Raw genomic sequence first — 11758 nt, 5'->3', positions numbered from 1 at the left:
CGCGCGGTGCGCGCCGGGTCAGAAGGGTCAGGCGTCGATGACGGTCTGCGTGCTCATCGGTGGGGCGGGCCGCGCGGGGCGGCGGACTCGGCCGGCCTGCGCGGCGGCGCGAGTGCGGTGGCGGGGCCCGTGTCGGGCCCGCCCAGGGCGCGGCTCGGGGCCGTGTCGACGGCCGTACGCGCGGGGCCCGCAGGCTGCGGGCCCGGGATGTGGGCGTCAGGTCGGTGCGTGACCGCGACATGCCGCGCCGGGACGTCGTCCGGTCCTGCCCCTTGTCCGGCGTGCCCCGCCACCGTGTGGTGGGCGAGCGGCCTGTCGGCGGGCATGGGCATGCCCTGCGCCCCGGCCACCGGGACGAACAGCGCGAGGACGGTGACGACGAGGGTCAGCGCGGACGCGGCCAGGCGCGCGGAGTGGCTCTGTTGCGGCACGCGTCCCCCCATCCCTTCGGTGCTCGTCGGGTGCGCACGGCGTGGCCCCTCCCTGCTCAACGTATGGGGCGCCCCGGTCCGTTCCGTGTTCCTCGGCAGTTCTTCGGAAGCCGAAGAACTTCAGCAACAGCGCGAAACCCAGCCGGTTCGCCGCCCCCGACTTGCTCCGAAGCCGCTCCTGGTCCTCCTCCAAACAGCGTCCAGACCTCGATCAAGTTCTCCGGCTCCACTCCTGCCGCACTCCGCACTCCCGACGGTCTTCGTGACCGGACCAACGTCGCCGAGCGGCTCCTCAAGAATCCGGAAAGATCCAAAACCCGGACAAGCCCACCCCGGAGTTGCTACAGAGAGCTACTTGTCACTTCGTGGCAGCTTCGGGAGGACAGGGCCGAAGGGGGTGGGTGAGCCGCAACCGACGGTGGGCCCCGATGGGTGATGCTGCCGCGCGCCGAGGCCCTCCGACCTGGCGTGTCGGAGACGGTGGGGGTTCCGTCCTTGGTATGGCTGACGAGCCGGGCCCCCGGCGGCGAAGGACGAGGGTTGGAGTCGGTAGTGGCGATGGTCGGGCTGTTCTGGATTACCCCGGAAGCGACGTACCTGGGTTCCCCGCCGACCGACGACGGGAGCTGCGTCCGGCTGAGCGCTGCGGGGCTGGAGGCCGTGGACCGCGAACGCTCGCGCACTTGGACGTGGGAGGAACTGCGTGCGGTGACGGTCGAGGACGTGCCGCGGCAGGGGATGGCGGGCCGGCTGTCGGGGATCGTGGAGTCGCTGGTGATGTCGCTCGGAGGCGGCGAGGGCCCGCCCACAATGACGCTGCGGCTGGAGACCCGGAGCGGGCCGGAGCGGGTCCGGGTCTACTCGGCGGCGGCTGGCGGCTACAGCGCCGAGGAGGAGGCGCTCTCCCAGGCGCTGCTCAGCCGGTTCGCGGCGGGGACGGCCGACCTGCGGGCAATGGAGGCGTGGGGCCGCGAGCACGGCCTGGAAGGCACCCCCAAGGCGCGCGTGCGCGAAGAGCTGCTGCGGGCCTGGGCGCAGGTCTGAGGTCCGCCATACGGACTGATGGCATTAACGTGCAGTTGAGCTGGAGTCAGCGGAGCCGCCACGTCGGCGGTCACCGGGTGCAGCCGTGGAAGCACCCTTCACCGACTGCCACGGAGATCGCTCGTGATTCCCCAGTCCCGCTCTCGGCCAACAGGACCGAGACCAGCCTCATCCTGGCTCTGTACCCGGTGGACATCACCGACTGGATCTACAAGACCTGCGGCAACCCCGACGGCCGCAAGCTGCTCGGCCACTACTGGGGCCAGACGGCGCCCGCACCGGTGACAGCGGCTCGGCGTCCGGCCCCGGATTCCGGGCCGACGCCGCTGACTTGCCGCCCGGCACCCGGCTGACCGTCACCGCTTGCCTCGAACTCCCCTGCGAGCGGATCAAGGGTACGGCCATTGACCCCGAGCACCCATGGCCAGGCGTCGGCCAGGGCGACTTCGCCGAGCCCCCGGTTCTGGAGCCCCGTTGCTCCAGGGCCAGCATCCGCAGGTACTCGATCACCTCCTGCGCGCTGACGGCGTAGGGGGTGTGCGGCGCGGGCGCGGTGACGTCGATGCCGGGACCGCCGTTGACGAAGTACGACCAGAAACCGACAGTCGCGTGGGCCGGCAGACGGCTCGCCCGGCCGGTGAACTCGTGCCGTACGTAGTCGGCGAGGTCGTTCCCGTAGATGATGATGTCGGTCTGGTGGACGGACAACACGGGGTGCCGTCTCTGCGGGCCTCGGGCTCCAGGCGGGGTGCCAGAACCTGTTGTGCTCGACGTCGAAGAGCACACCCTCGACCGGTTGGGAGAGCCTTTCGGTCAGGTCCTCGGGGTTGCCGTTGCGCCAGTCTGGCCAGGTTCGTGACCCGTGTGGGAGCCCGGCGGCGAGGAAGACCCTGTGGTCCGCCGAGAAGGTGAAGCCGAACCGTGTCTCGACCGCGTCGAGTTCCCGCTCGCTGAGGCCCGGCCCGATCTCGGCTCGGAGCATGCGCTGAAGGTCCCTGGCGGTTTCCAGGGTCAGTGCAGGAGGCGACTGCGCGGTCATCCCGGCAGCACAGTGACTGGTAAGACCGCAGATGTCGCGAGGTGGTCCGAACCCAGGGCGGTCGCTTCTGCGCCCTGCACAATTCCCCGAGCGCTCAAACGATTTCTTGCCCGAGATGCGGAGTCAGCTCGGACGACCACCGCAGGCTGAGACCGGATCTTTGCTCGCCGGCCGCCGTCGAACTGGCCGACCGGTCCAGTACCTTCGCGCCCGGTCTCATCCGGAGGGAGCCCGGCACCGAACCGGCAGTACAGCTCCGTGAGATCGCCGCCCGGCTCCCCGCGGACGCGGGCAGGGTCGACGAACTCCACAGCCGAACCCGGCCCACCTACCGGAAGGATCTGAGATGGATCCGCTGAATTTCCCCGCAGGCGCCGTTTGCGTGATGGTCGGACCTCCGGGCTCCGGCAAGTTCACCTTCGCCGCCCGCTGCCCCGACAGCTGGCGCGTCTCCCTGGACCGCTGCCGGCGCCTGGCCACCGACTCCCAGATCGACCAGTCGGCCACCCCGGTCGCCGTCGAGATCCAGAACCTGCTCCTGGACGCCCGCCTCGCCCGCGGCTTGACCACGCTGGTGGACTCCACCCACGTGCACGGCCGCGTCAGGGCCGGGCTGATCGCCCGCGCCCGCTCCTGGCAGCGCCCCGCTGTGGCCGTCCTGTTCGACGTACCGCCGGCGACGGTGGAGGCGCGAAACGCCAGCCGCGATCGCGCGGTACCCGTGCGCATCGTGCGCGAGCACCACCAGCTACTGCCCAACGCCGACCGGCTGTACGGCGAGGGCTTCGCCAAGGTGCACCTGATTTCCGACCTCGGCCCGGCTGGAACCCACAGTGGCCAGGCCGGCCCCCGGTCTTCATCCCCACCCGCTCACCCCGGCGGAGCTTTCCGCTGGTGACGAGTGGCTGCGCGGCTCCGACGAGTGCTACTTGCCGGTCCAGGGCGGGGCCGCCGGCCTTACCGCGCACCGCAGCACCGTTCACCACCATCGCGACGACCCGCGCACGCCGATCACCGTCCGGCTCGACCTGTACTGAGAGCACTCCGTGCCGCCCCGACCCCGCACCCGTGGAGCCGGGGCGGTCGCGGTGGCCCGTCACATCATTGAAGGGAGATGGACGTCATGACGCTGCCGCTGCCGTACTTCGAGGTGGACGTCCCCATACAGAGCGCAGACGGCCTGCGCGGAGTGCACGTATTCACCGGCCAGGCCGACAGTCAGAGCGCCGCTGTCCAGGCCGCACACGAGGTCTACGACATGGCGCACGCCGCGACAGAGGCCGGACTGGAGATCCCCCACGGGCGGCCTGACGGCTGGGGCGCCTGTGGCTACCGACCCGGCTGGGAGCCCGACTGGGCCGCCGCGAAGGCCGGCCTGTGGAAAAGCCCGTACAGCTGGACCAACTCCCCCGGCTTCGAGCTATAGCTCTGCCCCGTGACAGCCGCTCTGCTTGGCGGCTTCGACGGCTGTCCCGGGCCCATCCATCCCGTACGAGACGAGACGGAGAACCAGTACGTCGTCCCACCGCGACGTCGACCACGCCCTCGCCTACCCCGAACCGCCGGCCTCGCCGCTCTGGCACCGCAACGGCCCCAAGGCCCGGCCGATCACGCCCGGACAGCAGCAGCGCAACTGCGCGCTCCTGCTTCGCGCGCCAGCACACCCCCGGCCCCGCTCCCCGCGCACCGCCAAGACCCGGGCGGAGGCGCGATGATGAACTCCCAGACGCACCGCGCCATAAGCGGCTACGTCGACGCGATCCCGGCCCCCGGCACCGGCCGGGACACCGCCTGCTTCGACCTGATCCACTCCCCCGCCGACGCGGACCGGTGCGCCCCCGACACCCCGGACACCGTGTACGCCTGCACCACCGGACACCCCCGCATCGCCGACGTGTTCCTGCGCGACATCCACGGGTCGAGGCTCCGGCTACGACGACACCGCGGCTCCTGCTGGCTCATGCGGTCACCGCCGCCGTCACGGCCGGCGCCGTCGGTGTCGCGGCGAACTGCCTCGTGGACACTCCCGATTCACCCCTCATGCTGGTAGCCGCGCTGGGGCTCGTCTGTTACGTCGCCGCTCTCGCCGGAGCGGCCGCCGCCCCGCACGACGCCGAGTTCCGGCGCAGGGCCCGATGCACCGCCGTCAGCCTGGCGGTCGGTGCCGGAGCGGCTGCCGTGCAATCGGCGCACGTTGCCGTTCCGCTGCTGCTGCTCGGACCAATAGCCGGCGTGCTCGTGGCCGGCCGGGCCTCTGCGGGTATCCCTCTACGCCATGCGCCACCGCAGGAGCCGGCCGCGGTCGCGCCGGCGTCGCGGGCCGTGCGTGCCTCGGACGGAGGCCCGTAGACCGGGCCGCCGGGCCCGGTGGACGGGCGTCGCTGGATCTCTCGGGGGCGGGGCGGGCAGTCCGCGGGGGCGACGGCTCCGGCGGTCTCCTTGAGCAGCCAGGCCGCGGGGCTACGCCGTCGAGGGGCCGGCGGACGGCCCCGCCTGGTGGGCTCTGGTTCGAGTTCCGGCGTGCCGACGGAAGCGTGGACCGGGGCAGCCCTCTGCTCGCGCTGTCACCTCGATGTCATCATGGCGGGTGTGAGCTCCCCCCACGCGACACCCGACGCCGAGCCGGTGCAAGACCGCTGGCGTGCCCGGGAGGCACCCTACGGAGACTTCATCATGTTCGCCGACGGATCCCTGTCGGTCATGGAACTCGTGCGGCTCTCCCCTGCGGGCCGGCTCCATGACATGCGGGCCGAGGACTGGCGATGGTGGGAGGTCCTGAGGGCCACCGAGTGGACCCCCACTGCCTGGATGGACGTGGATACGACGTTCGCCTCGTACACCTTCGCCGGACGCCGCGCCCTGGCAGGTGAATCATCGGACCGCGGCGGTATCGGCTGGGTCGCCCTGACTCGCGACGATGAGCACGACACCCTGGAATGGATCGCGGTCTCCTGCTCGTCCAATCCGTTCACCGAAGTCACCTTGGACGCAACCACGGTGACCGCGGTCAGCACCCTGGGCCGCATCTGGTCCTTCCCCAGAAACAGCCCCCAGCAGGTGAAGATCACCGTGGATCCGGCCTATCCCTGGCCCTCGCCACCTCAGACAGGCGGTCCCGCCGGCTGACCCGATCATGCGCCCGCCGGCTCGGTCTCGGCCCGTCAGCCACAGCGGGGGCCATGGCGGCCGGTGTGCGGCTGGAGGCGCTCGAACCCTGGCGGGCCGTATCGCGAGATCAAGGCGGCTCCGCGAGGAAGGCCTGCTTCGCGACGGGCTCGGCCTGCGCGACGACAACGTCTGACACAAGGCACGGCATCCCCACGCACAGAGCCCGGCCGGGGCCGTCGTCACCCGGCCGGGTTCTGTCACGCCAAGCACACCACACCTGGCTCGGGGGCAAGCCCCGCCGCAACGGGAATCGGCACCGCGAAACCGGCGTCAGCACCACGCGCCAGGCGATGGGTGCGGGCCCGGGGAGCCTCAGGCACGCGGCCCATACGAAGCCGACCTGCGCGGGGAGGACTCCTGAGCCGGCGACCCGACCCGCCGGCGGGCACCGCACGACACGGTCTGCTCGCCCAAGGCGACGAAGATGTCCTCGGCCGGCCACTCGGCCATCCGAGGTCGGCGACCGCGGCATCCTCCCGGCCGCCGAGGGTCCCGCGGACGGCGCCAAAGGAACGGAACCCACTCGGGTTCCGGCTCGGCTGCGGGGGCGGCGACCACGGAGGTCACATCCGCCAGTACGAACCCGCACGGGAATCGACGTGCACCACGTACCGGCCGACGCGCACCACATGGTGGTCAGGACCGGACCAGGAGCCGGTCGTACCGTGGGCGCCGGGCAGCGGGGTCCAGATCTCCAGGAAGGTGCTGCCGTCCGGGTTGGTGCCCCGCTCGACGAGGTTCGCACCCTCCCACCGGAAGGTTCCGGCGTCTTCGCCCGGCTCGCCCGTGAGGTGGTGGAAGTGCACCCGGGAGCCGTCGAAGGACGTCGTACCGGCGAAGCCCCGGCTGTCGGCGTAGTACGGGCCGGCCTGCAGCCACACCACTTCGCGGTCCTCCAGAAGGGGTCCGCCGTTGCGGCTGATGCCGCGCCGCAGCCAGGCGCCGTGCTCGGGCACCGGGATGCCGGGGCCGCCCGTGCAGCGGCCCGTCGGCCGGGGCTCAGGCCCGGTCATCGGTGGCGGGGTCGTCCACGGCCAGAAGCGTCAGCGGTACGTTGCCGCGTACCGCCTGCGCGTACGGGCAGACCGCGTCAGCCTGGTGCAGCAGGGGCTGGAGGTCGGCCGCCCGCCACCCCGGCAGGCTGACCGTGAGAGCCACCGAGAGGCCGTAGCCCGCGGGCGTGTCCGTGGTGCCGAGCTGTACTTCGCAGGCCACGTGTGCGGCGGATGCATCCGCCCCGAACTCGGCGGCGACCTCCGCGAGCGCGGAGGTGAAGCAGGCGGCGAAACCGGCCGCGAACAACTGCTCGGGGTTGGTGGTGCCGGGCACCTTCTTGCGCGGCGGGGCCAGACGGACGTCCAGGCGCCCGTCGTCCGTGCGGACGGATCCGGTACGGCCGCCGGCGGCATGTGCCGTCGTCCGGTAGAGGCTGCGGGTGAGTGGCACGGTCATGGCGTTCGGCCCATCCTGCTCGACGAGGACGCTGCCCGGGTACGGACAGCGGACGGCACTGCTCGTGCAGCACCTCGCGCGTCGTCGTGCGTAACCGGGTACGGCGCATCTCGTCCGGGGCCGTGGACCCGGCCGTCGGCCAATGTAGCAACGGAGCGCCTGCGGCCGGGGCCTCGCCCCCCGGTGAAGTTCCTCACCCGCCGCCGGTCACGTCGCGATCCGGGGACGCGGGCCCGTGCCGGGCGTGCCGGTGTGCGGGTGTACCGGGTGTGCCGCGTGTGCCGCGTGTGCCGCGTGTGCCAGGCTGCGGTATGCCCCCGGAGGCATGCCCTCCCACCGGGTGAAGGCACGGACCAGGACCGTCGCGCCGCTCAGGCCGACGAGGGGGGCGATCCGGTCCAGCGGCAGGACGGTGGTCTCCAGCAGCCGCTTGGCCCGGGCGTGGCGGGCGGTGTCGAGGAGCGCGCGCCACGACGTGCCCTCCGCGTGCAGGGCCCTGCGCAGGGTCCGGACGCTGAGGTTGAGCTCCTTGGCGGGGCCCTCGGGGCCGGCGTCCTCGAGGGCGGCGTGCTCCAGCCACTGCCGCACGCGCCCGGCCACGGTCACGGCCGCGGACAGCTGGCTCAAGAGCCGGTCGGCGTAGGCCCGGTGCAGGGCATTGAGCGCCGGGTCGTAGAGGGGGCGGCGCCTGTCGAGGTCCTCGTCGGCGACCGTGATCGCGTTCTCCGGGGCGTCGAAGGTGACGCGGCAGCCCAGGACGCGGGCGTAGGGCTCTTCCGCGCCCGCACGGGGGTGGGCGAACGACACGGCCAAGGGCGCCCAGTCGTCGCCGGCGATCCAGCGGGCCGCCCGCACCATGCTGCTGACGATCGCCTCCACCTGCTGGGGGTGCATGGCAGCCGGGTCGACGGTCGGCCGGTAGCAGACCCGGCTGACTCCGCCGCGACGGTCCAGGGTCACCGTGCCCGCCTGGCTCACCAGGGGGTGGTAGCGCTCGGCCGCCTGTGCGGCGTCCGCGAGGCTGGCGCAGGTGAGAACGAGGTGCCCCAGGATGTGCAGGCCTTCGGGCCGGATCCGGTCGCCCACGAGGAGCCCGGTGTGCGGGCCGGCATCCCGGGCGCCGAGCACGGCGTCCCACAGGGCGCGCATCTCGCCGAACTCCAGCCGGTCCGTGGGCAAGGCCCAGGAACCGGCCCCGCCGGTGCCCTCTGCCATGGTGCTCAAGACGGCGAGTGCGTAGGACGCGGTGACGGAGGGCGACTCGGTGGTGGACACGGCCGTCAGTCAATGCGGGCACCCCACCCCCGTCAATACCGTGCGCGGGACGGCCGCCGGGGGGCCGGTCCGGAGAGTCAACGCCTTGGCCGTCGGAGTGGATGACGGCGCCGCGGGCCGCTCCTAGAGTCGGCCTTCGGACACCGAGGGGATCAGGGGCCCACGGAGCGCCGGGGAAGGGCGCTGCCCTGATCACCACCGCTCAGAGGAGTACGCCGTGATTCTCTTCCTGCTCCCCGCAGGGGACTACGACCCGACCGAGGCGGCGGTGCCCTGGGCCGCATTGCGGGACGCCGGGTTCGAGGTGCGGTTCGCCACCCCCGGCGGGAAGGTCGCGCTCGCCGATCCCCGGCTCACGGACCTCGGCTTCTCCTGGCTGTCACCCTGGCTGATGACCCGCCGCGCCGAGCTGGCCGCCTACCGGCGCCTCACCGAGGACCCCCACTTCCTCGCCCCCTCCTCGTACGCGGATGTCGACCCGGCCGACATCACGGGCCTCTTCGTGCCCGGCGGCCACGCCGCGGGCATGCGGACGCTGCTCGACGACGCCACCGCCCAGCAGTTGTTCGCCCGGCTCTTCACTCAGGGGCTGCCGGTGGGGGCCGTCTGCCATGGTGTGCTGCTCGCCGCCCGCGCCAAGGATCCCGCCACCGGGCGCTCGGTCCTCCACGGCCGGCGGACGACGGCTCTGACGTCCCTGTTGGAGTTGACCGGATGGAACCTCACCCGGTTCTGGCTGGGGCGCTACTACCGCACGTACCGCACCACCGTGCAGCAGGAGGTGACCGCGGCGCTCGCCGATCCGAGCCACTTCCTTCCCGGCCCGCCGCTGCCCGTCCGCGACACCGCCGCCCGGCCGGGCCGCGGCTTCACCGTCAAGGACGGCAACTACGTATCCGCGCGGTGGCCCGGCGACTGCCATCGCCTGGCGGCGGAATACCTGGCCCTGGTCCGTGCCCATGAGGCTGGAACGGTGCACCGGTCCGGTTGAGCCCGGCCCGCATCGCGCGGGCCCGCATCGCGCGGGCCGGTGGCTGGCGGACGGCGGACGGCGGAGGCGCCGCGGTCACCGAGGGCCATCTCTGGATTGTCATGAACGCATCGTGAAAGAGATGGGGATGGGGATGAATCGACGAAGAGCCTTCGGACGAAGCCGGTACCAGTTAATCGGCCTGGTCCTCGCGATGGTCACCCTGATACTCGGCCCCGCGGCCGCCGGCGCGTCGGCGGGTCCTCAGTGGTGGGAGCCCGTTACGCGCCCGGCCCCGGATTCGCAGGTCAACGTCACGGGAGAGCCGTTCACCGGGACCGACGCCCAGGGCCGGGTCCGCGGATACGTCGACGCGCACGTCCATCTGATGTCCAACGAGGGCTTCGGGGGACGGCTGGTCTGCGGAAAGGTCTTCTCCACGGCGGGGGTGGCGGACGCCCTCAAGGACTGCCCCGAGCACTACCCGAACGGCGTCCTCGCCCTCTTCGACATGATCACCAAGGGCGGTGACGGCCGGCACGACCCGAACGGCTGGCCGAGCTTCCGCGACTGGCCGGCCCACGACTCCGCCACCCACCAGCAGACCTACTACGCCTGGGTGGAGCGGGCCTGGCGGGGCGGCCAGCGGATCCTGGTGAACGACATGGTCACCAACGGAGTCATCTGCTCGCTCTACTTCTTCAAGGACCGCGGCTGCGACGAGATGACCGCGATCAGGCTCCAGATCCAGAAGACGTACGAACTCCAGGACTACGTCGACGCCATGTACGGCGGCGCCGGCAAGGGCTGGTTCCGGGTCGTCACCGAGCCCGACCAGGCCCGCAGGGTCATCCAGGAGGGCAAGCTCGCCGTGGTCCTCGGGGTGGAGACCTCCGAACCGTTCGGCTGCAAGCAGGTGCTGGACAGCGCCCGCTGCACCATGGCCGACATCGACCGCGGTCTGGACGAACTGCACCGGCTGGGCGTGCGCAGCATGTTCCTGTGCCACAAGTTCGACAACGCCCTGTGCGGCGTCCGGTTCGACTCGGGCACCCAGGGCATGGCCATCAACGTCGGGCAGTTCCTGTCGACGGGCACCTTCTGGAGCACGGAGCCCTGCCCCGGCCCCGAGCACGACAACCCGATCGGCTTCGGCCTCGCCGCCGGAGGGGCCGAAGCCGAGGGCCGGGAGGAAGCGGGCGCCACCGGGACGGCCGAGCACACCGGCACCCCCCAGTCGGAGGCGGAGGCGGAGACCCGGATTCGGGGCGCCTTGCCGGAAGGGGTCGAACTGCCGCAGTACGGCTCCTCCCTGCAGGCGGCGCAGTGCAACCGCCGGGGCCTGACCGCCCTGGGCGAGTACGCGGTGCTGGGCATGATGAAGCGCAACATGATGCTGGAAATCGACCACATGAGCGTCAAGGCGGCGAACCAGGCGCTGCGCGTGCTCGAAACCGAACGCTACTCCGGTGTCCTGTCCACCCACGGCTGGATGGACGAGAACTGGACCGAGCGGGTCTACCGCCTGGGCGGCTTCATCACCGGCCACATGTACGAGGCACCCGCGTTCACCGCCGAGGCGCGCAGGAACGCCGCTCTGCGCGCCAAGTACGGCGCCGGATACGGGATCGGCACCGACATGAACGGCTTCGCCTGGCTCCCCGGCCCCCGGGGCGCGGCCGGGAACCCAGTCCACTACCCCTTCCGCAGCCCCGACGGCGGCTCGGTCCTCGACCGGCAGGTCACCGGCTCGCGCGTCTGGGACGTCAACACCGATGGCGGCGGCACTCACTACGGCCTCGTACCGGACTGGATCGAGGACATCCGTGTCACCGGAGGCCAGGACGTGGTGGACGAGCTCATGCAGGGCGCCGAGGGCTACCTGCGCACCTGGGAGCGGACCCGCGGCCACACCACGCCGTACGCACCGCTGGTCCGCGGCTACCGCCCCCACGCCGGGCACCTGGCCTCCACACGCCCCCTGCCCGCCGGATTCACTCACGAAGGGGTCTGGAAGGTGCTGCGTGACCCCGCGCCCGGCACGGTCCGGCTCTACGAGTGCAAGGTGGCGCACCACTCGCTGCTGACCGCCGACCCGGGGTGCGAGGGCCAACAGCCCCTCGGCGCAGTCGGATACGTGTACACCAAGGCGGTACCGGGCTCGGTGCCCCTCTACCGGTGCTACATACCGTCCGTCTTCGACCACTTCGTCTCCCCGCGCGCCGACTGCGAGGGTCCGTACACCAAGGAGGGCCTGCTCGGGTACGTCATGCCGGTGACCGCGCCGTAGCGGCCACCGCAGAGGTGCCCCCGGCGCGTGCGGCCCGGGGGCACTTTTGCGTTGATCCGGGGTCAGCGCAACGGGGACGGGTCCCGCCC

12 protein-coding genes and 1 riboswitch are annotated in these 11758 nt (G+C 72.0%); of the genes, 8 read left to right on the top strand and 4 right to left on the bottom strand.

What is annotated here, in order from left to right:
• Window positions 1–53: 53 nt before the first annotated feature.
• Complete coding sequence (locus tag ACWGIF_RS19475) at window positions 54–431, bottom strand: hypothetical protein (protein WP_453498925.1); 378 nt, start codon at window positions 429–431, stop codon at window positions 54–56.
• Between the two features lie 540 nt (window positions 432–971).
• Here ACWGIF_RS19475 and ACWGIF_RS19470 point away from each other — a divergent pair.
• The 6 genes from ACWGIF_RS19470 (at window position 972) to ACWGIF_RS19445 (ending at window position 5640) form a co-directional block, all read left to right on the top strand.
• Entirely contained in the window at window positions 972–1475 is a 504-nt protein-coding gene (locus ACWGIF_RS19470) for a hypothetical protein (RefSeq protein ID WP_453498923.1), read from the top strand.
• Window positions 1476–1663: 188 nt separating this feature from the next.
• Window positions 1664–1828, top strand: coding sequence for a hypothetical protein (locus tag ACWGIF_RS19465; protein ID WP_453498921.1), 165 nt, complete (start codon window positions 1664–1666; stop codon window positions 1826–1828).
• A gap of 1032 nt (window positions 1829–2860) precedes the next feature.
• A complete protein-coding gene (locus ACWGIF_RS19460) occupies window positions 2861–3412 on the top strand; it encodes an AAA family ATPase (RefSeq protein ID WP_453498919.1) in 552 nt (183 codons plus the stop codon).
• Window positions 3413–3637: 225 nt separating this feature from the next.
• Window positions 3638–3940, top strand: a complete 303-nt coding sequence (locus ACWGIF_RS19455; protein WP_453498917.1) for a hypothetical protein — start codon at window positions 3638–3640, stop codon at window positions 3938–3940.
• Window positions 3941–4225: 285 nt separating this feature from the next.
• On the top strand, window positions 4226–4564 hold the full coding sequence (locus ACWGIF_RS19450; protein WP_453498915.1) for a hypothetical protein: 339 nt from the start codon (window positions 4226–4228) through the stop codon (window positions 4562–4564).
• A gap of 539 nt (window positions 4565–5103) precedes the next feature.
• The gene (locus ACWGIF_RS19445; protein WP_453498913.1) at window positions 5104–5640 is read left to right on the top strand and encodes a hypothetical protein; all 537 of its coding nucleotides are present in this window, start codon (window positions 5104–5106) and stop codon (window positions 5638–5640) included.
• Window positions 5641–6245: 605 nt separating this feature from the next.
• Here ACWGIF_RS19445 and ACWGIF_RS19440 read toward each other — a convergent pair.
• The 3 genes from ACWGIF_RS19440 to ACWGIF_RS19430 all read right to left on the bottom strand — a co-directional run bounded on the left by ACWGIF_RS19440 (window position 6246) and on the right by ACWGIF_RS19430 (window position 8409).
• Complete coding sequence (locus ACWGIF_RS19440) at window positions 6246–6695, bottom strand: hypothetical protein (protein WP_453498911.1); 450 nt, start codon at window positions 6693–6695, stop codon at window positions 6246–6248.
• A complete protein-coding gene (locus ACWGIF_RS19435; RefSeq protein ID WP_453498909.1) occupies window positions 6682–7134 on the bottom strand; it encodes an Ohr family peroxiredoxin in 453 nt (150 codons plus the stop codon). The genes ACWGIF_RS19440 and ACWGIF_RS19435 overlap by 14 nt, the downstream gene beginning before the upstream one ends.
• Window positions 7135–7209: 75 nt before the next feature.
• Window positions 7210–7273, bottom strand: a riboswitch (guanidine-III (ykkC-III) riboswitch).
• 68 nt (window positions 7274–7341) lie between these two features.
• Window positions 7342–8409 (bottom strand): AraC family transcriptional regulator ligand-binding domain-containing protein, encoded by a 1068-nt coding sequence (locus ACWGIF_RS19430; RefSeq protein WP_453498907.1) that lies wholly within the window; start codon window positions 8407–8409, stop codon window positions 7342–7344.
• 217 nt (window positions 8410–8626) lie between these two features.
• Between ACWGIF_RS19430 and ACWGIF_RS19425 the strand changes: the two genes are divergently transcribed.
• Window positions 8627–9400 (top strand): type 1 glutamine amidotransferase domain-containing protein, encoded by a 774-nt coding sequence (locus tag ACWGIF_RS19425; protein WP_453498905.1) that lies wholly within the window; start codon window positions 8627–8629, stop codon window positions 9398–9400.
• 193 nt (window positions 9401–9593) lie between these two features.
• Window positions 9594–11669: a discoidin domain-containing protein gene (locus ACWGIF_RS19420; protein WP_453498903.1), complete on the top strand. Its 2076-nt coding sequence runs from the start codon at window positions 9594–9596 to the stop codon at window positions 11667–11669.
• The last annotated feature ends 89 nt before the right edge of the window (window positions 11670–11758 follow it).

Source organism: Streptomyces sp. NPDC054849 (genome assembly GCF_053610945.1).
This window is presented reverse-complemented; position numbering and strand designations above follow the sequence as displayed.

Bases quoted from the DNA above. Each gene is read 5' to 3' on its own strand.
- ACWGIF_RS19455 (WP_453498917.1), top strand. From the start codon at position 3,638: ATGACGCTGCCGCTGCCGTACTTCGAGGTGGACGTCCCCATACAGAGC.
- ACWGIF_RS19420 (WP_453498903.1), top strand. From the start codon at position 9,594: ATGGTCACCCTGATACTCGGCCCCGCGGCCGCCGGCGCGTCGGCGGGT.
- ACWGIF_RS19460 (WP_453498919.1), top strand. From the start codon at position 2,861: ATGGATCCGCTGAATTTCCCCGCAGGCGCCGTTTGCGTGATGGTCGGA.
- ACWGIF_RS19440 (WP_453498911.1), bottom strand. From the start codon at position 6,695: ATGACCGGGCCTGAGCCCCGGCCGACGGGCCGCTGCACGGGCGGCCCC.
- ACWGIF_RS19435 (WP_453498909.1), bottom strand. From the start codon at position 7,134: ATGACCGTGCCACTCACCCGCAGCCTCTACCGGACGACGGCACATGCC.
- ACWGIF_RS19450 (WP_453498915.1), top strand. From the start codon at position 4,226: ATGATGAACTCCCAGACGCACCGCGCCATAAGCGGCTACGTCGACGCG.